The organism is Stenotrophomonas maltophilia, from assembly GCF_023518235.1.
Classification (GTDB): Bacteria; Pseudomonadota; Gammaproteobacteria; order Xanthomonadales; family Xanthomonadaceae; genus Stenotrophomonas.
On the sequence record NZ_CP090423.1, the window covers coordinates 3,388,795 to 3,410,322 of the forward strand.

Here is a 21,528-nt window from a genome sequence, read left to right on the forward strand (position 1 = left end):
CGGTTGCGGGTGGGTGCCCACTGTTGGTGGGCGCTGAGGCTCAGTCACGACCAACGGTGGTGACCTACCGTCATGACCTACCCTCACCACCAACGGTCGTGATCTACTGACCCCTCCTCCGACGGAAACACACGCGTGGTCTCCAGTTGGATCCTGCTGCTGGTCTCGGTTGCCTATGCCGCGCTGCTGTTCGGCGTAGCGTGGTGGGGCGACCGTCGGCCCATGTATCCCGACCGGCCGTGGCTGCGGCCGGTGGTCTACAGCCTGGCGCTGGCCGTGTACTGCTCGTCGTGGACCTTCTATGGCGCGGTCGGCACCGCCGTGCGCAACGGCGTGGGCTATCTGCCGATCTACATCGGCCCGTTGCTGCTGCTGCTGTTCGGCTGGCGCATCATCGAGCGCCTGGCGCTGATCGCGCGCAGCCAGAACGTGGTGTCCATCGCCGACTTCATCTCCTCGCGCTTCGGCCGCTCGCGGCGGCTGGCGGCGCTGGTGGCGATCATCGCGCTGATCGGCATCATTCCGTACCTGGCCCTGCAGTACAAAGCGGTGGCGATGAGCCTGCAGGTGCTGACCGGCAACACCGGGCCGACCGGCTTCTTCAGCGACCCGGCGCTGTACGTGGCGCTGCTGATGGCGCTGTTCGCCACCCTGTTCGGCACCCGCCAGGTCGATGCCACCGAGCACCACCACGGCATGATGCTGGCGATCGCCTTCGAATCGGTGATCAAGCTGCTGGCCATGCTGGCGGTGGGCGTGTTCGCCTACCTGTGGCTGAGCAACCGCACCGACGCGGTGGTTGAGTCGGTGCATACGCTGTTCACCGGCCTGCCGCCGGTCGGCTTCATCTCGCAGACACTGCTCAGCTTCCTGGCCATCATCTGCCTGCCGCGCCAGTTCCACGTGGCCGTGGTCGAGTGCGGTGATGTGCGCGATGTGCGCCGCGCGCGCTGGATGTTCGGCGGTTACCTGGTGCTGATCTCGGCCATGGTGCTGCCGATCGCCACCGCCGGCGTGACCCTGTTCGGCACCGGTGGCAGCGTTGCCGACGATTCGATGGTGCTGGCGCTGCCGCTGGCCGAAGGCCGCAACGCGCTGGCGCTGATCGCCTATGTGGGCGGTTTCTCGGCCGCCACCGGCATGGTCATCGTGTCCTCGATCGCGCTGGCCACCATGGTCAGCAACGACCTGGTGATGCCGGTGCTGCTGCGCCGCAGTGGCGACCATCAGGAGGCGGCCGATGTTGCCTCGCGCGTGCTGTGGATCCGCCGCCTGGCGATCCTGATGCTGGCGCTGATGGCCTACAGCTACTACCGCACCAGCAGCAACGACAGCACGCTGGCCTCGTATGGGCTGATGGCCTTCGCCGCAGTGGCACAGTTCGCGCCGGGCCTGATCGGTGGCCTGTACTGGCGTGGAGCCAGCCGTCGCGGCGTCGAGACCGGCATGCTGCTGGGCTTTGCCACCTGGCTGTACACCCTGCTGCTGCCGGCGATGACCATGGCCGGCTGGGTTGACGCGGGCTGGGTGCAGCACGGACCGTTCGGCATCGAGTGGCTGCGCCCGCAGCAGCTGTTCGGCATGACCGGCTGGGATCCGCTGACCCACGGCACCTTCTGGTCGCTGCTGGTGAATGCGGCAACGATGATGCTGGTGTCCGCGCGCTGGCGCCCCGGCGTGGACGAGCGCCTGCGTGCCGCGCCGTTCCTCGACCCGTATGCCGAGCGCCCGTCGGTGGCCGGTGGCTGGCCCGGGCACGTGCATGTGGGCGATCTGCTGGCGCTGGCCTCGCGCGTGGTTGGCGAGCGCCATGCGCGGCGCTCGTTCTTCGAGCAGGCACAGTCGCTGGGCCGCGAGCTGCAATCCTCCGCCCCCGCCGACCGGCCCTGGGTGCAGTTCACCGAACGCTTGTTGGCCGCCTCGATCGGCGCGGCATCGGCGCGCCTGCTGCTGACCAGCCTGCTGCGCGGTTCGGGCATGGACCTGGGTGAAGTAGTGGCGGTGCTGGACGAAGCTGGGCAGGAACTGCGCTTCAACCGCGAGATCCTGTCGACGACGCTGGAGAACATCAGCGCCGGCGTCAGCGTGGTCGACCCGGACATGCGCCTGACCGCCTGGAACCGCCGCTACCAGGACATGTTCGGCTACCCCGACGGCATGCTCTACGTGGGCCGCCCGGTGGCCGACCTGATCCGCTACAACGCCGAGCGCGGTGAGCTGGGCGAAGGCGATATCGAGGTACAGATCAACCGCCGCATTGGCTACATGCGTGCCGGTTCACCGCATGTGTTCGAGCGCACCCGCAGCGACGGCAAGGTGATCGAGATGCGTGGTCAGGCGCTGCCCGGCGGTGGCTACGTGACCAGCTACAACGACATCACCGACTACAAGCACGCGGAAAAGGCACTGCTGGAAGCCAACGAGACGCTGGAGCAGCGCGTGGCCGAGCGCTCGCACGAGGCCGAGGTCGCGCAGCAGTCGAAGACGCGCTTCCTGGCCGCGATCAGCCATGACGTGCTGCAGCCGCTGAACGCCGCGCGGCTGTTCGCCTCGGCATTGCGTGACAGCGACCACGTGAGCGACGAGCAGAAGCATCTGGCCGAGCGCGTGGACGCATCGCTGCGCGCTGCCGAAGAGCTGCTTGATGGCCTGCTGGACGTGTCGCGGCTGGATGCCGGTGGCCTGCACCCGGTGATCGGCGAGTTCGATGTGAGCGCGTTGATGCGCGAGCTGGCCGCGCAGTACACGCCAGTCGCCGCCGGTCGCGGACTGCGCCTGGACCTGTTCGCGCGCCCGGCCTGGGTACGCAGCGATCGCCGGCTGCTGCGCCGTGTGCTGCAGAACTTCCTGGCCAACGCGCTGCGCTACACACGGCAGGGGCGCATCGTGCTGGCGGTGCGTCATCGTGGTGATGAAGTGGAACTGCAGGTGTGGGATACCGGCCCCGGCATCCCAGAGCACCACATGCGGCAGATCTTCGACGAGTTCCACCGCTACCAGCAGCCGTTCGACTGGGGCGAACAGGGTCTGGGGCTGGGCCTGTCGATCTGCCAGCGCATCTCGCGCCTGCTTGACCATCGCCTCAACGCACGCAGCCGGGTGGGCAGTGGCTCGATGTTCTCGATCATCCTGCCGCGGGTGGCGCCGTTGCCAGGCTACACCGAGCTGGCCGCGCCGGTACAGGCGGTGTCCGCACCGGTACGCAGCGATTCGCTGGCTGGCCTGCGCGTGTTGTGCGTGGACAATGACGAGGAGATCCTCGACGGCATGCGCGCGCTGCTCGGCCGTTGGCAGGTGCAGGTGATCACTGCCGCCACCGTCGACCAGGCGCTGCAGAAGATTGCCGAGCGCCCGCAGGTGATGCTGGTGGACTACCACCTGCACGACCGCATGGACGGCCTGGATGCGCTGGTGGCCCTGCGCGAGGCAGCGGGCTACCCGTTGCCGGGCGCACTGCTGACCGCCGATGGTCGCGACGAGCTGAAGAGGATGGCGCGCGAACGCGGCTACCGGGTGCTGACCAAGCCGATCAAGCCGGCCTCGCTGCGCGCCTTCCTGGGCGCGCTGCGTGACGCCGGCAACAACGACGCCTGACGGGCACCTGTAGAGCCGAGCCCATGCTCGGCTCCTGCACGCAACGCAGCACCGATATAGCCATCGCTATACAAACCAGCCCTGCCTGCGCGTTTGCCTGGAAATGCGCCACGTGCGGGTCGCGGTGCTAAGCTGCGCGTCCCCTTGGGGAGTAGCCGGATTCCTTTGCAGGAATCGTCCACGTCAACATACTCGGCCAGTGCGCCGTGGCGTGGACAACCATGATGGTTGGCGAGACCAGCGGCCCGCGCGCGCAACGTCAGGTTGGGCGCGAGCGCGAGCCGTGCGTCCGTCCTTGCCCGACCTTCAGCAGCCGCCAATGTCCCCCATTTCGATCCTCCTGATCGGCTTTGCCATGTCCACCGATGCCTTCGCCGCAGCGATCGGCAAGGGTGCCGCGATGCGCAAGCCGGTGTTCCGCGACGCGCTGCGCGCCGGCATCATCTTCGGCGTCATCGAGGCGATCACACCGATCATCGGCTGGCTTCTCGGCCGTGCCGCCCTGCAGTACGTGGAAGCCTTCGACCACTGGATCGCCTTCGGCCTGCTCGGCGCGCTGGGCATCCACATGATCTACAACGGACTGCGCCCGGACAGCGCCGAGGAAGAAGATCCCTCGCAGCACCACGGTTTCTGGAAGCTGGCGCTGACCGGCTTCGCCACCAGCATCGATGCGATGGCGGTGGGTATCGGCCTGGCTTTCATGGACGTGCATATCGGCGTGATGGCCGCAGTCATCGGCCTGTGCACGCTGACCATGGTCACCGTCGGCATCATGCTCGGCCGCGTGCTGGGCAGCATGGTCGGCAAGCGCGCGGAGATCATCGGTGGCGTGATCCTGGTGATCATCGGCGCGACGATCCTGTACGAACACCTGCACGGCGTGGGGTGACGCCTGTTCCTGTAGAGCCGAGCCCATGCCCGGCTGGCGTGTGAAGCAGCCGAGCGTGGGCTGGGCTCTATATTGCGGCAATGGCCGACATGCAGCGCAGGACTTCGCTGATGTGGAGATCGTCTGCTGCGCCATAGTCTTCCTGCATGGCCAGTCCCGCACTCCGTTATGGTCGTTGGTCGCATACCGGCAATGTCTATTCGATCACCACGGTGACGCATGCGCGTCGGCCCTGGTTCAGTGAAAAGGCCAACGTTGAGCTGCTGATCGAAGCACTACGCACAGTAGAGCGGACTGGTCGGACCTTCTCCCTTGCCTGGGTGATCATGCCGGACCACCTGCATTGGATGATTGAACTACGTGCTGGCACGCTGGCTGGCTGCATGCAGATCCTGAAGTCCAGGAGTGGAAGATCCATCGGCAAGCGCATTGATGCCAACGCGCCGATCTGGCAGCCGGGGTATTACGACCATGCGTTGCGCAGTGATGAATGCCTGCGCACGCAAGCGGTGTATATCGCGGCCAATCCGGTGCGTGCTGGGCTGGCCACGTGCATCGGGGAGTACCCCTATGCGTGGAGTCGATGGCCACTTGAGGCGTGATTGGTATTGAGGCAAAGAGCAGCCGAGCGCGGGCTCGGCTCTACAGGGGCATCATGACGTCTGTAGAGCCGAGCCCATGCTCGGCTCCATAGTCGTTCACAATCAATCTTCTTCCGGCGGCAGCACGATGGCGTCGTCGTCGATGGCCAGCTTGCCGGCCATCAGCACGGCCTGGGTGCGGTTGGTCACGCCCAGCTTGCGCAGGATGGCGGTGACGTGGGCCTTGATCGTGGCTTCGGAGACGTTGAGGTCGTAGGCGATCTGTTTGTTCAAGCGGCCTGCGCCCAGCATCTGCAGCACGCGGAACTGCTGCGGGGTCAGCTCGCGCAGGCGCTGGCCGACTTCGCGTTCCTCGCGCTCGGTCGGCGGCACGTTGTGCGCTTCCGGTGGTGCCCAGGTCTCGCCATCGAGGATGGTGCCCAGCGCATGGCCGATGGTGTCCGAGTCGGCCGACTTGGGAATGAAGCCGAGCGCGCCGTGGTCGAGTGCGCGCCGCATCACCGTCGCTTCTTCGCGCGCGGAGACCACCACGACCGGCAGGTGTGGGTGCAGCGAGCGCATGTGCACCAGTGCGTTGAATCCCTGTGCACCGGGCATGTTCAGGTCCATCAGGACCAGGTCGGCGTCGTTGTGCTGGTCGGCCAGCGCGTACAGCGCTTCCACGCTGTCGGCCTCGAACAGCTGCACGCCGGGGATGACCCGCTGCACGGCGCCGCGCAGGGCTTCGCGGAACAGCGGGTGGTCATCGGCAATCAGGAGGGTGGTCATGGTCGGGGGGAACCGTGGGGGAAACTGTCTGGGGTCAGATCCCTTTCCTTGCGGAAAGGGATCCGACCCCGGGTTCTGCATCAGCGTACCTTGCGCTCGTCCACCAGCGAGGCCACCACCGACGGGTCGGCCAGGGTCGAGGTGTCGCCGAGCTGGTCCGGTGCGTTCTCGGCGATCTTGCGCAGGATGCGGCGCATGATCTTGCCCGAACGGGTCTTGGGCAGGCCCGGCGCCCACTGCAGGTGGTCCGGCGTGGCGATCGGACCGATCTCCTTGCGCACCCAGGCGACCAGTTCCTTCTGCAGCTCGTCGCTCGGGGTCTCTTCGGCCACCAGGGTCACATAGGCGTAGATGCCCTGGCCCTTCACGTCGTGCGGGAAACCGACCACGGCCGCTTCGGCCACCTTCGGGTGCGAAACCAGCGCGCTTTCCACTTCGGCGGTACCGATGCGGTGGCCGGACACATTGATCACATCGTCCACGCGGCCGGTGATCCAGTAGTAGCCATCCTCATCGCGGCGGCAACCGTCGCCGGTGAAGTAGCTGCCCGGGTAGGTGCGGAAATAGGTATCGATGAAGCGCTGGTGGTCGCCGTACACCGTGCGCATCTGGCCCGGCCAGGAATCGCGGATGATCAGGTTGCCCTCGGTTGGGCCGTCCTTGATCTCGCCATCGGCATTGACCAGCGCCGGCTGCACACCGAAGAACGGCAGGGTGGCCGAACCGGGCTTGAGGTCCATCGCGCCGGCCAGCGGTGAGATCAGGATGCCGCCGGTCTCGGTTTGCCACCAGGTGTCGACGATCGGGCAGCGGCTGTCGCCGACCACTTCGTAGTACCAGCGCCACGCTTCCGGATTGATCGGTTCGCCGACGCTGCCGAGCAGGCGCAGCGAGGCGCGCGAGGTCTTCTTCACCGGCTCCTCGCCCTCGCGCATCAGCGCACGGATGGCGGTCGGGGCGGTGTAGAAGATGCTCACCTTGTGCTTGTCGATGACGTTCCAGAAGCGCGAAGTATCCGGGTAGTTCGGTACGCCTTCGAACATCAGCGAGGTCGCGCCGTTGGCCAGCGGCCCGTACACGATGTAGCTGTGGCCGGTGACCCAGCCGACGTCGGCGGTGCACCAGTAGATGTCATCCTCGCGCAGGTCGAACACCGCTTCATGGGTGTAGGCCGCGTACAGCAGGTAGCCGCCGGTGGTGTGCAGCACGCCCTTCGGCTTGCCGGTAGAGCCGGAGGTGTAGAGGATGAACAGCGGGTCTTCCGCGTTCATGCGTTCCGGCTCGCAGGTGGCCGGCTGACTGTCCACCACATCGTGGAACCAGCGGTCGCGCGGCGCCTGCATGTCCACCGCGCCGCCGGTGTGACGCACCACCAGCACGGTTTCCACGGTATTGGTGCCGGGCAGCTTCAGCGCGGCATCGACATTGGCCTTCAGCGGAATCCTGCGCCCACCGCGCAGGCCCTCGTCGGCGGTGATGATCAGCTTGCTCTGGCAGTCGCTGACGCGGTCGGCGATCGAGTTCGGCGCAAAGCCGCCGAACACCACCGAGTGGATCGCACCGATGCGTGCGCAGGCCAGCATGGCCACCGCAGCGTCGACGATCATCGGCAGGTAGATGGTGACCCGGTCGCCCTTCTTCACGCCGAGGTTGCGCAGCGCATTGCCGAGGCGGCAGGTGCGCTCGTACAGCTCGCGATAGGTCACGTGCTGGGCCGGCGCATCCGGGCTGTCGGGCTCGAACAGCAGCGCGGTCTTGTCGCCGCGCGTTTCCAGCTGGCGATCCAGGCAGTTCACGCTGGCGTTGAGCTCGCCATCCTCGAACCACTTGATGTGGAAGTCGGACAGGTCGTAGCTGACGTTCCTGATCTTGGTCGGCTTGCGCATCCAGTCCAGCCGTTCGGCGGCCTTGCCCCAGAAACCATCCGGGTCGGTTACCGAAGTCTGGTACTGCTGTTGGTAGGACGTCTTGTCGATGCGTGCCTTGGCGGCGAACTGCGGATCGACGGGGTAGATATCAGCCATGGCACCCTCACTTGCACGTTGACTTTGTATGTGCGGTCGCAGCATCGCGGCGACCGATCCCCCTCAGTTTGCCCCATCCACCCCCGGCCGCGTCACCACCTTGGTTAGACCATGGTCGAAAGTGAGCGCCCAGCAGGGCCGGGTTCGACCAATGGCGAATAGCCGCTATACATGAACGCCCCGCAGTCTCGGCTCGACCGTGCCCCACGCGCGGCATCACCTTGCCACTTGGGAGAGAGGGCAACATGAGCCACCGTACGTTGAAAGCCGTGCGCACACCTTTGGCGGCCTGCCTGTTGGTCGCCCTGGTCGCACCGGGCATGGCGTTCGCAGAGACCGCCAAAGAGAAAGCGCTGGAAGCACGCGTTGCCGAACTGGAACGCCAGGTCCAGCTGCTGTTGTCTTCGCAGCAACAACAACAGACCCAGATCACCCAGACCCAGCAGGCCGTGACCGACGTGCGCAGCGTGCAGGCCGCGCAGAAGCCGGTTGCGTCGGTGCCGGCCGGCAAGCAGCCGATCCAGGTCACTACCCTTACCCCGGGCGCCGCGCCGGGCACCACGGTCAAGATCGGCGGCTTCATCAAGGCCGACTTCCTGGCCACCCAGACCAGCGATGGCCAGCTGGCCGACGACGCTACCGGCCGTTCGCTGTACCTGCCGGGCCAGACCCCGGTGGAAGGCGCCGGTGGCAGCGGCAAGCGTTCGGGCACCGACTTCAACGCCCACGCCAAGTTCTCGCGCTTCAACCTCGGCATCGACAACGTGAGCGAATCGGGCAACAAGGCCGGTGCGTTCTTCGAGATGGACTTCTTCGGCAACTCGCTGGGCAACCAGACCGCCACCAATACCTACGGCGTGACCCTGCGTCATGCCTACATGTACTGGAACAACTGGATGGCGGGCCAGACATGGTCCAACTTCATGGATGCGGCCGCGCTGCCGGAAGCGGTCGACTTCGTCGGCCCCACCGATGGCGTGATCTTTGTGCGCCAGGCCCAGGTGCGCTACACCCAGGGTGGCTTCAGCGTCGCACTGGAAAACCCGGAAACCACCACCCTCACCGGCACCCGCAACCCGGTCACCGGGACCTGGACCAACGCCAGCGCCAACTCCGACCGTGGCAGCCTGCCCGACCTCACGATGCGTTATGGCTGGAAGGGTGATTGGGGCACCTTCGGTGTCGGCGGCATCGTCCGCCAGCTGAAAGTCGACAACCAGGCCACCGGCGCCAAGGCCGACAAGGTGGCCGGCGGTCTGACCCTGGGCGGCAAGTGGGTGATGGGTGACAGCGATTCGCTGCACTACCAGCTGACCGGCGGCGAAGGCATCGCCCGCTACATCGGTTTGGGCATCACCGCTGACAGCGCCTACGACGTGGCCCGCGACGAGCTCAACCCGACCGGCGTGCTTGCCGGTTACGTGGGCTGGCGGCATGCGTTCTCGCCGAAACTGCGCACCAACCTGATCTATGCGCGCAGCGACTACGACAACGACAGCATCCTCGGCCCGCTGGTGACCAAGAGCGTGCAGAGCATCCGCGGCAACATCTTCTACTCGCCGCTGCCCAAGGTCGATATCGGTGCGGAGCTGATGTACGGCCGTCGCGAAGTGGAGAACGGCAACAAGGGTGACATCACCCGATTGCAGTTCACCACCAAGTACAGCTTCTAAAGCAGTGCCGACCAAGGTCGGCACCTACAGAGATTGCGTGCCGGCCAACGTCCGGCACCTACCGAATTGAGTGCCGACCAGGGTCGGCATCTACCGAGGGAAATGTCCCATGTCCAGCACATCCAGCTCCGCACACAAAGCGGGCACCCTGACCCAAGGGCACAAGAAAGTCATTTTCGCATCGAGCCTCGGCACGGTGTTCGAGTGGTATGACTTCTTCCTGTACGGCTCGCTCGCAGCCATCATCGCCAAGCAGTTCTTCAGTGGCGTCAATGAAACCACGGGCATGATCTTTGCCCTGCTGGCGTTCGCCGCCGGCTTCTTCGTGCGTCCGTTCGGCGCGGCCTTCTTCGGCAGCCTCGGCGACCGCATCGGCCGCAAGTACACGTTCCTGGTCACCATCCTGATCATGGGCATCTCGACCTTCCTGGTCGGCGTGCTGCCCAATTACGCCTCGATCGGCTTCGCCGCGCCGGTGATCCTGATCATCCTGCGCCTGGCCCAGGGCCTGGCCATGGGCGGCGAGTACGGCGGTGCGGCCACCTACGTGGCCGAGCATGCGCCGGAAGACAAGCGTGGCCTGTACACCAGCTTCATCCAGTGCACCGCCACGCTCGGACTGTTCATGTCGCTGCTGATCATCCTGGCCTGCCGCTACTTCCTGGGCAACGAAGCCTTCGAAGCCTGGGGCTGGCGCATCCCGTTCCTGGTCTCGATCCTGCTGCTGGGCATCTCGGTGTGGATCCGCCTGCAGCTGAGCGAATCGCCGTTGTTCCAGCAGATGAAGTCGGAAGGCAAGGGCTCCAAGACGCCGTTCCGTGACAGCCTGAAGGGCGGCAACCTGAAGCTGATGCTGCTGGTCCTGCTCGGCGCGGCGGCCGGCCAGGCCGTGGTCTGGTACGGCGGCCAGTTCTACGCGCTGTTCTTCCTCAGCAGCATGCTGAAGGTCGACGCCACCACCTCCTATCTGCTGATTGCCGCGGCGCTGGCGCTGGGCGTGCCGTTCTTCATCTTCTTCGGCTGGCTGTCCGACCGTATCGGCCGCAAGAAGATCATCCTGGCCGGCTGCCTGCTGGCCGCCGTCACCTACATCCCGATCTTCAAGGGTCTGACCCACTTCGCCAACCCGGCCATCGAAGAGGCCCGCAGCAGCTCGCCGGCCCTGGTCGTGGCCGATCCGAACACCTGCTCGTTCCAGTTCGATCCGGTTGGCCTGCGCAAATTCACCAGTTCCTGCGACGTGGCCACCGCCGCGCTGACCAAGGCTGGCGTGCCGTACGACGTGCAGCCCGCCGCCGCCGGTTCGCTGGCGATGGTGAACGTGGGCAGCGCCAGCGTCACCTCGTATGAAGCCGCGGGCCTGACCAAGGAAGAAGGCAAGGCCAAGGCCGACGCGTTCGGTGCGGAACTGAAGACCGCCCTGACCACCGCCGGTTATCCGGCCAAGGCTGATGGCGCGCGCATCAACATCGCCGGCACCATCTTCATGCTGTGGCTGCTGGTGCTGTACGTGACCATGGTCTACGGCCCGATCGCCGCCTACCTGGTCGAACTGTTCCCGACCCGCATCCGTTACACCTCGATGTCGCTGCCGTACCACATCGGCAACGGCTGGTTCGGCGGCTTCCTGCCGGCCATTTCGTTCGCGCTGGTGGCCGGTACCGGCAACCTGTACTACGGCCTATGGTATCCCATCATCATCGCGCTGATGTCGGTGGTGATCGGCGGCCTGTTCCTGCGTGAGACCAAGGACGTGGATATCACCAAGTAGGAATGATGTTCATCGGATGAAGGAGAGGCCGTGGTGCAGACCACGGCCTTTTCGTTGTGCGGGGCCGACCCATTCGGTGCGCACTCCGGCACTACCGTTCCCTTGCTCGGCACGCCGTATAGTCGGTCCATGACCACCACCACCGCGGCCGACCTTCCCGCCCTCCTGCACACCCTGCGCAGTACCTGGCAGGCCCAGCGCCCTTCGCTGGACCAGCGCGAGGCCGACCTGTGCCGCCTGCGCGAGGCACTGAAGGCGCGCCTGGACGAAATGGCCACGGCCATCGCCGAAGACTTCGGCCACCGCGCCCACGTTGAATCGAAGCTGGCCGATGGCATGAGCGTGCTGTCAGCCATCGATCACCTGCACCGCCACCTGCGGCGCTGGTCGAAACCGCAGCGGGTGGGCGCCGGCTGGCGACTGTGGCCGGCGCGCGCGCAGCTGCGGCCGACGCCGCTGGGTGTGGTCGGGGTGATCTCGCCGTGGAACTATCCGGTCACGCTGGCGTTGGTGCCGCTGGCCACTGCGATTGCCGCCGGCAACCACGTGCTGCTGAAGCCGTCCGAACATACCCCGCGCACCAGTGCGTTCCTGGCCGATCTGCTGGCCAGCGTGTTTCCGCCCGATCGCGTGGCGGTGGCGCAGGGTGGGGCGGACGTGGCCGCGGCGGTGTCCTCGCTGCCGCTGGACCATCTGCTGTTCACCGGCTCGACGGCCGTGGGCCGGAAGGTGATGGCCGCCGCCGCCGAGCATCTGGTGCCGGTCACGCTGGAGCTGGGCGGCAAGTCGCCGGCGATTGTCTGCCGAGATTTCCCGCTGGACAAGGCCGCCGCGCGGCTGGCCACCGGCAAGTGGTTCAACGCCGGCCAGACCTGCATCGCGCCGGATTACGTGCTGATCGATACCGTGCGCCAGCGCGAGTTCGTGCAGGCGCTGCAGCAGCAGGTGCGCGAACGCTACGGCGATTTCAGCGATGCCGGCGACTACACCCGCATCATCAACGACGGCCAGTACCGGCGCCTGCAGGGCTATCTGGCGCAGGCGCGCGAACGCGGCGTGCCGGTCATTCCGCTGGCGCAGGTGGATGAGGCACGTGCCGACCGCGAGCGCCTGCTGGTGCCGACCGTGGTGCTGGACCCGCCGGACGACCTGGAGCTGATGCGCGAGGAGATCTTCGGCCCGATCCTGCCGGTGCGCGCCTATCCGGACCTGGAGGCGGCGCTGGCCGACGTGCTGTCCCGCGACCGGCCGCTGGCGCTGTATCCCTTCAGCCACGACGCGGCGACGGTGGAGCGCATCCTCGGCCAGGTGGTGGCCGGTGGGGTGACGGTGAATGACACGCTGCTGCACTTCGCCGCCGATGGCCTGCCGTTTGGCGGGGTGGGGGCCAGCGGCATGGGTGCCTACCACGGCCGCGCCGGGTTCGATGCGATGAGCAAGCGGCTGCCGGTGCTGTGGCAGTCGCGCTGGGCGGCCAGTGACCGGCTGCGGCCGCCGTATTCGAAGATTGCGGGGTTGTTGCGGTTCCTGCTGCGGTAGCGCCGGCGGGGGGCATCGGGTTGCCGGCCAGCGGCCGGCACTACCGGTAGGTGACAACCTGGGTTGGCACGCGGGGCATCCATGCGCCAACCAAGGTTGGCGTCTACCAAAGCAGGGCCGGGTAGAATGCCCCCATGAAGATCGCCTCGTGGAACGTCAATTCGCTCAATGTCCGTCTGCCGCACCTGGAGCAGTGGCTCAAGGAGTTCGGCCCGGACATCGTCGGTATCCAGGAAACCAAGCTGGAGGACCACAAGTTCCCCGATTCGGCGCTGATCGCGGCGGGTTACCGCAGCGTGTTCGCCGGCCAGAAGACCTACAACGGCGTGGCGCTGCTGTCGCGTGAGCCGGCGCAGGACGTGCAGATCGGCATTCCCGGCTTCGAGGACGAGCAGAAGCGCGTCATCGCCGGTACCTTCGGCGACCTGCGCGTGATCAACCTGTACGTGGTCAACGGCCAGGACATCGGCACCGACAAGTACGAGTACAAGCTGCGCTGGCTGCAAGCGGTGCATGCCTGGATCGCGCAGGAGCTGCAGCGCCACCCGAAGCTGATCGTGATGGGCGACTTCAATATCGCACCGGACGCGCGCGACGTGCACGATCCGGAGGTGTGGAACGAAAACCACATTCTCACCTCCACCTCCGAGCGCGGCGCATTGAACAAGCTGCTGCAGCTGGGCCTGCACGATGGCTTCCGCCTGCACAACGACGAAGCCGGTGTGTTCAGCTGGTGGGATTACCGCGCGGCCGGCTTCCGCCGCAACCTGGGCCTGCGCATCGACCTGACCCTGGTCTCCGATGCGCTGAAGGGCAGCGCGGTGGCCTCGGGCATCGATCGCGAGCCGCGCACCTGGGAACGCCCGAGCGACCATGCGCCGGCGTGGGTAGAGCTGGGTTGAACGAACCGGGCCCGACGATTGCCGGGCCCGTTCTGGAAAGCCTGCCGGCCAGCGGCCGGCACATCCCTAAGATCACCGTATGCTCTTGCGGGTGAACAGGTTGACGATCGCCAGCAGGATCACCGCACCGATCAGCGAGAACAGGAAGGTGCGCAGGGTGATCGCTTCGTTGATGCCGCCGCCGAACAGCCAGCCGGAAATCAGCGCGCCGACGATGCCGACCACGATGTTGAGGATGATGCCCTGCTGGGCATCGCGCTTCATGATGATGCTGGCCAGCCAGCCTACGATGCCGCCGACGATCAGCCAGATGATGATGCCCATGATCGAACCTCCGGTGGGAAACTGTGACCAGTTGACGCGCATGGCCGTGAACCCGTCGTGCAATTGCGTGATGGGCGCGTGCGGATGAGCCTGCCAGCCACCCTCGACGGCCCCTGGCGCTTCGGCCCGATCACGGTCTGGCGGCGCCCGCACGTGCCCGGCCAGCGCGGCGAGCCGCAGGCGCGGCAGGTGCTGGCGCAGGCGCTGGGCACCGCGCCGGACACGCTGCCGCTGGTGCGCGATGACAAGGGCCGGCCGGAGCTGAGCGGCGCGCTGGCCCACTACGGCACCGGCTGGAGCCACAGCGGCGAAGTGCTGCTGGTGGCGCTGGGCGAGGGCGTCCGCCTGGGCGTCGACCTGGAGCTGCTGCGCCCGCGCGCCCGCCTGCTGGAAATCGTACAGCGCTTCTTCCACCCCGCCGAGGTGGCCTGGCTGGAGAGCCTGGACGAGGCCGCCCGCGAGCACTGGTTCTTCCGTGTGTGGTGCGCCAAGGAAGCGATGCTGAAGGCGCACGGGCAGGGTATCTCGTTCGGCCTGCACCGCCTGCAGCTGGCGCCGGGGGCGGATGGCGCCCTGCACCTGCGCTGGTGCGACCCGGAACTGGGCGAGGCCGCGCGCTGGCATCTGCATGAGTGGCAGGCCACCGGGCAGTTCCGCGCCGCATTGGCCTGGTATCCGCATTGAAGCGGGGAATCAACGTGCAAAACCGGCGATAATGCCGGCATGAGCGAACACCCACTTCCCGCCAGCGTGGCCGCCACGCTGGAACAGGGCCTGGCCAGCATGGGCCTGGACGCCGCGCTGGCGCCGCCGCTGCTGCGCTACCTGGCCCTGCTGCACCGCTGGAACGGCACCTACAACCTCACCGCCATCCGCGACCCGCAGGAGATGGTCACCCGCCACCTGCTCGATTCGCTGGCGATGCAGCCGTTCGTGGCCGATGGCAGCCTGGCCGATCTCGGTACCGGCCCCGGCCTGCCCGGCATCCCGCTGGCCATCGCCTGCCCGGGCCTGCAGGTCACCCTGGTCGAGAGCAACGGCAAGAAGGCGCGCTTCATGCGCGAGGCGGTGCGCCAGCTGGGCCTGGGCAACGCCCGCGTGGCCGAATCGCGGGCCGAGGCGCTGGACGAGGCCGGTCGCTACGACCAGTTGACCGCGCGCGCGATGGACACCCTGGCCGGCATCGTCCGTGTCGGTGGCCACCTGCTGCGCCCCGGTGGCGTACTGCTGGCCATGAAGGGCGTCTACCCGCATGAGGAGATCGCGGAGCTGCCGGCCGGTTGGCAGGTGCGCGAGGTGACCCCGCTGAGCGTGCCCGGCCTGGCCGGCGAACGCCACCTGGTCACCGTTACAGGTCCTTGATTGCCCTCGCCAGCCCCTTGTGGAACAACGGGTTGGCGATTCACGATTTCCGCCCGGGGCCGGTTGTACGCATAATGACCGGTCCCAACCATCCGTCGACGAGGCACACCTGCATGGCCCGCATCATCGCCATCGCCAACCAGAAGGGTGGCGTCGGCAAGACCACGACCGCCGTCAACCTGGCCGCTTCCCTGGCCAACGCACCCAAGCGCGTGCTGCTGGTCGACCTTGATTCGCAGGGCAACGCGACCATGGGCAGCGGCGTGGACAAGCGCGAGCTGGCCGCCTCCACCTGCGATCTGCTGCTGGGCGAGAACAGCGCGGCCGACGTGCGCGTGCAGACCGCCGAAGGCTACGACCTGCTGCCCGGCAACATCGACCTGACCGCCGCCGAAATCCAGTTGATGGGTGAGAGCGAGCGCGAGCAGCGCCTGAAGCGCGCGCTGGCGCCGATCCGCGAGGAGTACGACTTCATCCTGATCGACTGCCCGCCGGCGCTGTCGCTGCTGACGCTCAACGCGCTGGCCGCCGCCGATTCGGTGATCGTGCCGATGCAGTGCGAGTACTACGCACTGGAAGGCCTGAGCGCACTGGTGGAAACCATCGAAGCGCTGCGCACCAGCCTGAACCCGGCGCTGGAGATCGAAGGCGTGCTGCGCACCATGTTCGATGTGCGCAACAACCTGGCCAACGCGGTGTCGGCCGAACTCACCGAGCACTTCGGCGACCGCGTGTTCCGCACCATCGTGCCGCGCAACGTGCGCCTGGCCGAGGCGCCCAGCCATGGCCAGAGCATCGTCGGCTACGACCGCGCCTCGCGCGGTGGCGTGGCCTACCTGGGCCTGGCCGGCGAGATCATCCGCCGCAACAACGAACGCAACAAGGCCGCCAAGGCCGTGGAGACCGTCTGATGACCAGCAGCAAGCCGGCAGCCAAGAAGCGGGGCCTCGGCCGTGGCCTGGATGCGCTGCTGGGCCCGAAAGGCGCGGTCAGCCAGGTGCAGGCCACCACCGCGGTGATCGAGCCGCTGCCGGGTGAAGTGCTGCGCAAGCTGGCGGTAGGCCAGCTGCAGCCGGGCAAGTACCAGCCGCGCCGCGAGATGGACGAGGGCAAGCTGTCCGAGCTGGCCGACTCGATCAAGTCGCAGGGCGTGATCCAGCCGATCCTGGTGCGCCAGCTGCCGGCGGGCAACTACGAAATCGTCGCCGGTGAACGCCGCTGGCGCGCTTCGCAGCTGGCCGGGCTGGACGAAGTGCCGGTGGTGGTGCGCGAGCTGGAAGACCGCACCGTCATCGCGATGGCGCTGATCGAGAACATCCAGCGCGAAGACCTCAACCCGCTTGAAGAAGCCGAGGCGCTGCAGCGCCTGATCAGCGAGTTCACCCTCACCCATGCCGAGGCCGCTGAAGCGGTGGGCCGCTCGCGTGCGGCGGTGTCCAACCTGCTGCGCCTGCTGGAGCTGCCGGTGGCCATCCGCCTGCTGCTGGAAACGCGCCGCCTGGAAATGGGCCACGCCCGCGCGCTGCTGACCCTGGCCCCGGAGCTGGCCGGCAAGCTGGCGCAGGAAGCGGCCGATGAAGGCTGGTCGGTGCGCGAGGTCGAGCGCCGTGCGCAGGCCTTTGCGGCCGGCAAGGTGCCGAGCAACCGCCCGGTGGCCACGCCGAAGGTGCAGCAGGCCGACATCGCCTCGCTGGAAACCGAGCTGTCCGAAGCGCTAGGCGCCAAGGTCGCGATCAATCACGGCCGTGGCGGCAAGGGCAAGCTGATCATCCATTACACCGACCTGGACACCCTGGACGGCGTGCTGGAAAAGCTGCGCACGCGCCAGGGCTGAGCCCGGCGCCACATCACGCGGGCCGACGCATCCCCGCGACGTCGGCCACGCCGTTGGCAGCGGGGTGCTTTGATCGAGACCCGCGATGACCATCCTGCTCACCGGCGCTGCCGGCTTCATCGGTGCCTACACCGCCCGCGCGCTGCTGGAGGCCGGCCAGGCCGTGGTCGGCCTGGACAACTTCAACGACTACTACGATCCGCAGATCAAGCGTGATCGCGTGGCTGCGCTGTGCCCGACGCTGGACCTGCGCACACTGGACCTGACCGACCGCGACGGCCTGGCCGCGCTGTTCGATGAGGTGCAGCCGACCGCGGTGATCCATCTGGCCGCACAGGCCGGCGTGCGCTACTCGCTGGAAAACCCGCAGGCCTACGTCGACAGCAACCTGGTCGGCTTCGTCAACATGCTCGAGCTGTGCCGCCATCGCGGCGTGCAGCACCTGGTGTATGCCTCCAGCAGCTCGGTGTATGGCGATTCGGCCACGCCGCCGTTCTCCGAGGACCAGCGCGTGGACCAGCCGCGCTCGCTGTACGCGGCGACCAAGGCCGCCAACGAGCTGATGGCCTACACCTATGCGCAGCTGTACGGCCTTCACGCCACCGGCCTGCGCTTCTTCACCGTGTATGGCCCGTGGGGCCGGCCGGACATGGCGCCGCTGCTGTTCTCGCGTGCGGTGCTGGCCGGGCGGCCGATCGACGTGTTCAACGAAGGCCGCATGCAGCGCGATTTCACACATGTTTCCGACATCGTGGCCGGTATCCTCGGCGCGCTCGCGCATCCGGCCGATGGTCCGGTACCGCACCGGGTGTTCAACCTCGGCAACCATACGCCGGTCGAGCTGGAACGCTTCATCGGCGTGATCGAGCAGGCCGCCGGCCGCCCCGCGCAGAAGGTCTACAAACCCATGCAGCCCGGCGACATGGTGCGCACGATGGCCGATACCCGGCGCGCTCATGACGCTTTCGGCTTCGATGCGGTGACCCCGATCGAACAAGGCCTGCCGCCCGTCGTGGCGTGGTGCCGCGAGTATTTTGGTGATCGCGCCTGAGGAGGGATCCTCACGCCGCCGGGTTCATCTTCGGATAACCTCGGTTTCGGAGAATGCGCGGTCTTTGTTTCCCTTTGGCCGAGTGCCTTATGAGCCAACCCGAGCTTTCCGTTGTCGTTCCGGTGTTCAACGAGCGTGACAACGTCGCCCCGCTGGTCGCTGAAATCACCGCCGCGCTGCGCGGCCGGCTGCCGTTCGAGATCGTCTACATCGACGACAACTCGCGCGATGACACCCTGGCCGTGCTGCAGGGCCTGAAGGCGACCACGCCGGAACTGCGGGTGCTGCACCACGTGAACCAGAGCGGGCAGAGCACCGCCGTGCGCACCGGCGTCAAGCACGCGCGCGCACCGTGGATCGCCACCCTCGATGGTGACGGCCAGAACGATCCGGCCGATATTCCCAAGCTGCTGGCCGCGCGCGATGCCGCCGAGGCGCAGGTGAAGCTGTTCGCCGGCTGGCGCGTCAACCGCCAGGACAGCGGCAGCAAGCGCTGGGCCAGCCGCTGGGCCAACGCCATCCGCGCGCGCATGCTGCGCGACGATACCCCCGATACCGGCTGCGGCATCAAGCTGTTCGAGCGCAGCGCGTTCCTCGACCTGCCGTACTTCGACCACATGCACCGCTACCTGCCGGCGCTGATGCAGCGCGCCGGCTGGAAGACCACCAGCGTGCCGGTCAACCACCGTCACCGCACCGCAGGCGTGTCCAAGTACAACAACCTCGGTCGCGCGCTGGTCGGCATCCGCGACCTGCGCGGCGTGGCCTGGCTGATCACCCGCAGCAAGCGCACCGCGGTGGAGGAGCGTTGATGGATCTGGAGCTGCACTGGCTGGACCAGCCGCTGACCTGGCTGTACTGGACCGGCCTGCACGTGACCGGCTGGAAGCTGATCGGTTACACCGGCGCGCTGATGTTCGGCGGCCGCTGGCTGGTCCAGTTCATCGCCTCCAAGCGCGCCGGCAAGCCGGTCATCCCGCGCCTGTTCTGGTACATGAGCGTGGTCGGCAGCCTGATGACGCTGAGCTACTTCCTGTTCTCGGCCAAGCAGGACTCGGTGGGTGTGCTGCAGAACCTGTTCCCGGCGTTCACCGCGCTGTACAGCCTGCACCTGGACATCAAGCACCGCGGCTGGAAGCGCGACAGGGCCAGCCACTAGGTCTCCGGTAGATGCCGACCTTGGTCGGCGCTGGGTTTCGGGGGGCCAACCAGGGTTGGCCGCTACCAGAGCAGCCGGTTCCCGGTCCTGCCTGCGTTGCAGGCAGGACCTTCGTCCCATGCCACGGGCGGTGGGGGGTGCCATGATCGGGGTCTGCCTTCCCGGGAACCTCTGCTCGTGAAAACCCGTCTTGCCGTTGCCCTGCTGATCGCCCTGTCCGCCCCCGCCGTGGCCCTGGCCGCGCCGCCCGCCGCTGCCGCGCCGGCCAGCGTCGCCACCGAATCGCCTGCCGATGCCGCCTTCCGCGCGCTGTACGAGAAGGAATGGAAGTGGCGCCAGCAAGGCGGCGGCGAGGCCAGCGAGGACGAAGACGCCCCGGCCAATGCCACCCGCATGCCCGACGTCGGCCCGGCCGCGCAGCAGGCGCGCCTGAAGGTGTGGGACGAGACCCTGGCCGCACTGAAGAAGATCGACCCGAAGACCCTGTCGGCCGACAACCAGGTCAACTACGCGATCTACCACGACCAGGTGTTCAACCTGGCCGAAGAAGTGCGCCTGCGCGGCTACGAGATGCCGTTCAACGCCGACTCCTCGTTCTGGTCCAACCTGTCCTTCATGGCCCGGCGCGAGATGAAGACCGGGCAGGATTACCAGAACTACATCGCGCGCCTGAATGACGTGCCGCGCTACTTCGGCCAGCAGACCGAGAACATGCGCGCCGGCCTGAAGCGTGGCTTCAGCGTGCCGCGCGCGGTGCTCGATGGCCGCGAGGTGTCCATCGCCACCGTCGCCGAGCTGAAGAACCCGACCGAATCGCCGCTGTACGCGCCGTTCAAGAAGCTGCCCAACAGCATCCCCGCCGCCGAACAGGCCAAGCTGCAGGCGCAGGCGCGTGAGGCGATCAGCGGCAAGGTGGTGCCGGCGTTCCAGCAGCTGCGCACCTTCTTCGTCAACGAGTACGTGCCGCAGGCGCGCAGCACCCTGGCCGCCGAAGCGATGCCCGATGGCAAGGCGTACTACAAGCAGCAGATCCATGAATACACCACGCTGGACCTGTCGCCGGACGAGATCCACCGCATCGGCCTGGACGAAGTCGCTCGCATCCAGGGCGAGATGAACGACATCATCAAGCAGGTGAAGTTCAAGGGCAGCTTCGCCGAGTTCCTGACCTTTCTGCGCACCGACCCGCAGTTCTACGCCAAGACCCCGCAGGAGCTGCTGTCGCGTGCCGCATGGATTTCCAAGCGGGCCGATGGCCAGCTCGGCAAGTACATGACGCTGCCGCGCGCGCGCTTCACCATCGTGCCGGTGCCGCCGGACATTGCACCGTTCTGGACCGCCGGCCGTGGTGGCATGGGCACCTACTGGCTCAACACCTACAACCTGCCGTCGCGCCCGCTGTACAACCTGCCGGCGCTGACGCTGCATGAATCCGATCCGGGCCACGCGCTGCAGGGCGCCATCGCCGCCGAGCAGAAGAACCTGCCCGAGTTCCGCCGCAACGCCTACATCTCCGCCTATGGCGAAGGCTGGGCGCTGTACTGCGAGAAGCTGGGCGTGGAAATGGGCATCTACGAAACCCCGTACGAGGATTTTGGCCGCCTGACCTACGAAATGTGGCGCGCCGCGCGCCTGGTGATCGACACCGGCGTGCACAGCAAGGGCTGGACCCGCGAGCAGGCGCTGGCCTACCTGCGCGACCACACCGCGCTGAGCGAGCATGAAGTGACCACCGAAGTGGATCGCTACATCTCCTGGCCGGGCCAGGCGTTGAGCTACAAGCTGGGCGAGATCGCCATCGTGCGCCTGCGTGCGCAGGCCGAGAAGGAGCTGGGCGACAAGTTCGACATCAAGGCTTTCCACGACACCCTGCTCAAGCAGGGCTCGGTGCCGTTGCCGGTGCTGGAACAGCAGATCCAGGCGTATATCGCCGAGCGCAAGAAGGCCTGACCGTTACCGGGTAGTGCCGGCCGCTGGCCGGCAATCCGACCCTGTCACGGGGTCGGAGCCCTTTCCCAAAGAAAGGGCTCCGA

General features: G+C 66.9%; 18 protein-coding genes and 1 riboswitch. Of the genes, 15 read left to right on the forward strand and 3 right to left on the reverse strand.

Annotation, left to right across the window (positions count from 1 at the left end):
• The first annotated feature begins 135 nt into the window (after positions 1–135).
• The 3 genes from LZ605_RS15835 (at position 136) to LZ605_RS15845 (ending at position 5,088) form a co-directional block, all read left to right on the forward strand.
• Positions 136–3,594 carry a hybrid sensor histidine kinase/response regulator gene (locus LZ605_RS15835; RefSeq protein ID WP_249842429.1) on the forward strand — a complete coding sequence of 1,153 codons (3,459 nt, stop codon included), beginning with the start codon at positions 136–138 and terminating at the stop codon, positions 3,592–3,594.
• A gap of 140 nt (positions 3,595–3,734) precedes the next feature.
• Positions 3,735–3,903, forward strand: a riboswitch (yybP-ykoY riboswitch).
• 10 nt (positions 3,904–3,913) lie between these two features.
• A complete protein-coding gene (locus LZ605_RS15840; RefSeq protein WP_249842430.1) occupies positions 3,914–4,486 on the forward strand; it encodes a manganese efflux pump MntP family protein in 573 nt (190 codons plus the stop codon).
• Between the two features lie 146 nt (positions 4,487–4,632).
• Positions 4,633–5,088 (forward strand): REP-associated tyrosine transposase, encoded by a 456-nt coding sequence (locus LZ605_RS15845; protein WP_249842431.1) that lies wholly within the window; start codon positions 4,633–4,635, stop codon positions 5,086–5,088.
• Between the two features lie 102 nt (positions 5,089–5,190).
• Here LZ605_RS15845 and LZ605_RS15850 read toward each other — a convergent pair whose 3' ends face one another.
• Together LZ605_RS15850 and acs are read right to left on the reverse strand one after the other, a co-directional pair.
• Positions 5,191–5,856 carry a response regulator transcription factor gene (locus LZ605_RS15850; protein ID WP_005411662.1) on the reverse strand — a complete coding sequence of 222 codons (666 nt, stop codon included), beginning with the start codon at positions 5,854–5,856 and terminating at the stop codon, positions 5,191–5,193.
• Positions 5,857–5,936: 80 nt separating this feature from the next.
• The gene (acs, locus tag LZ605_RS15855; RefSeq protein WP_249842432.1) at positions 5,937–7,880 is read right to left on the reverse strand and encodes an acetate--CoA ligase; all 1,944 of its coding nucleotides are present in this window, start codon (positions 7,878–7,880) and stop codon (positions 5,937–5,939) included.
• 245 nt (positions 7,881–8,125) lie between these two features.
• Here acs and LZ605_RS15860 point away from each other — a divergent pair, with 245 nt between their 5' ends.
• The 4 genes from LZ605_RS15860 to xth all read left to right on the forward strand — a co-directional run bounded on the left by LZ605_RS15860 (position 8,126) and on the right by xth (position 13,765).
• Positions 8,126–9,553 (forward strand): DcaP family trimeric outer membrane transporter, encoded by a 1,428-nt coding sequence (locus LZ605_RS15860; protein ID WP_249842433.1) that lies wholly within the window; start codon positions 8,126–8,128, stop codon positions 9,551–9,553.
• Between the two features lie 109 nt (positions 9,554–9,662).
• Entirely contained in the window at positions 9,663–11,324 is a 1,662-nt protein-coding gene (locus tag LZ605_RS15865) for an MFS transporter (protein ID WP_249842434.1), read from the forward strand.
• 129 nt (positions 11,325–11,453) lie between these two features.
• Positions 11,454–12,863: a coniferyl aldehyde dehydrogenase gene (locus LZ605_RS15870; RefSeq protein WP_249842435.1), complete on the forward strand. Its 1,410-nt coding sequence runs from the start codon at positions 11,454–11,456 to the stop codon at positions 12,861–12,863.
• Positions 12,864–12,997: 134 nt separating this feature from the next.
• A complete protein-coding gene (gene xth / locus LZ605_RS15875) occupies positions 12,998–13,765 on the forward strand; it encodes an exodeoxyribonuclease III (protein ID WP_249842436.1) in 768 nt (255 codons plus the stop codon).
• A gap of 72 nt (positions 13,766–13,837) precedes the next feature.
• Here the strand turns inward: xth and LZ605_RS15880 are convergent, their stop codons facing one another.
• Entirely contained in the window at positions 13,838–14,089 is a 252-nt protein-coding gene (locus LZ605_RS15880) for a GlsB/YeaQ/YmgE family stress response membrane protein (RefSeq protein ID WP_014648887.1), read from the reverse strand.
• 84 nt (positions 14,090–14,173) lie between these two features.
• Between LZ605_RS15880 and LZ605_RS15885 the strand changes: the two genes are divergently transcribed.
• The 8 genes from LZ605_RS15885 to LZ605_RS15920 all read left to right on the forward strand — a co-directional run bounded on the left by LZ605_RS15885 (position 14,174) and on the right by LZ605_RS15920 (position 21,445).
• Entirely contained in the window at positions 14,174–14,773 is a 600-nt protein-coding gene (locus LZ605_RS15885; RefSeq protein WP_249842437.1) for a 4'-phosphopantetheinyl transferase family protein, read from the forward strand.
• Between the two features lie 39 nt (positions 14,774–14,812).
• Complete coding sequence (rsmG, locus tag LZ605_RS15890) at positions 14,813–15,451, forward strand: 16S rRNA (guanine(527)-N(7))-methyltransferase RsmG (protein WP_012481632.1); 639 nt, start codon at positions 14,813–14,815, stop codon at positions 15,449–15,451.
• Between the two features lie 113 nt (positions 15,452–15,564).
• Positions 15,565–16,362 carry a ParA family protein gene (locus LZ605_RS15895; protein ID WP_106549809.1) on the forward strand — a complete coding sequence of 266 codons (798 nt, stop codon included), beginning with the start codon at positions 15,565–15,567 and terminating at the stop codon, positions 16,360–16,362.
• Positions 16,362–17,285 (forward strand): ParB/RepB/Spo0J family partition protein, encoded by a 924-nt coding sequence (locus LZ605_RS15900; protein WP_008267278.1) that lies wholly within the window; start codon positions 16,362–16,364, stop codon positions 17,283–17,285. The genes LZ605_RS15895 and LZ605_RS15900 overlap by 1 nt, the downstream gene beginning before the upstream one ends.
• An 85-nt stretch (positions 17,286–17,370) precedes the next feature.
• A complete protein-coding gene (locus tag LZ605_RS15905) occupies positions 17,371–18,336 on the forward strand; it encodes an NAD-dependent epimerase/dehydratase family protein (protein ID WP_249842438.1) in 966 nt (321 codons plus the stop codon).
• Positions 18,337–18,425: 89 nt separating this feature from the next.
• Complete coding sequence (locus LZ605_RS15910) at positions 18,426–19,148, forward strand: glycosyltransferase family 2 protein (protein ID WP_249842439.1); 723 nt, start codon at positions 18,426–18,428, stop codon at positions 19,146–19,148.
• Positions 19,148–19,495, forward strand: coding sequence for a lipid-A-disaccharide synthase N-terminal domain-containing protein (locus LZ605_RS15915; protein ID WP_162292089.1), 348 nt, complete (start codon positions 19,148–19,150; stop codon positions 19,493–19,495). The genes LZ605_RS15910 and LZ605_RS15915 overlap by 1 nt, the downstream gene beginning before the upstream one ends.
• Before the next feature lie 177 nt (positions 19,496–19,672).
• Positions 19,673–21,445, forward strand: coding sequence for a DUF885 domain-containing protein (locus LZ605_RS15920; protein ID WP_249842440.1), 1,773 nt, complete (start codon positions 19,673–19,675; stop codon positions 21,443–21,445).
• Positions 21,446–21,528 lie beyond the last annotated feature (83 nt).